General features: G+C 46.7%; 1 protein-coding gene. It reads left to right on the top strand.

Going from position 1 to position 392, the window contains the following annotated elements:
• The coding region (locus KDH83_RS31875; protein ID WP_212323192.1) for a hypothetical protein at positions 1 to 301 on the top strand (301 nt) is incomplete at its 5' end.
• Between the last annotated feature and the right edge of the window lie 91 nt (positions 302 to 392).

The following is a 392-nucleotide window of genomic DNA, read 5'->3' as shown; positions in this document are numbered from 1 at the left end:
AGAGAGGATTCCGTGCGTATGCAGAATATCAATGGAATTTGAGATATCGTTTTCAGATACTGTTCCAGCATCGTCTGGTACGGTGTTGGATTGGGATAGGCGTGAACTGGAGCAGCGTGCCGCCGCTGGTGCTGGTGGAAAATATACGCACCACTCCAACAGCTTGATTACGTTAAATCCCATGGGTGATGATCTATATGAAATTGTTGATCTTGAAATGTTCTACGATAATTTCGGATGGTGCGCGGTTATGAGAAATGGGGAATATGCACCGCCAGGTAGTTTTTGGGATGAAGAATAAATAGCGGCATGCTGGGATGGCATTTGTTTGGCATCGGTCCCAAGCTGGTGTTTGATCAAGCTGCTTGGGCACGCATGGCTTCCAAATCATG

The organism is Achromobacter sp. Marseille-Q0513 (assembly GCF_018195695.1).
Lineage (GTDB): Bacteria > Pseudomonadota > Gammaproteobacteria > Burkholderiales > Burkholderiaceae_B > Achromobacter.
Note: the sequence above shows the minus strand (reverse complement) of the source record. Positions and strands in the feature narration are given on the sequence as shown.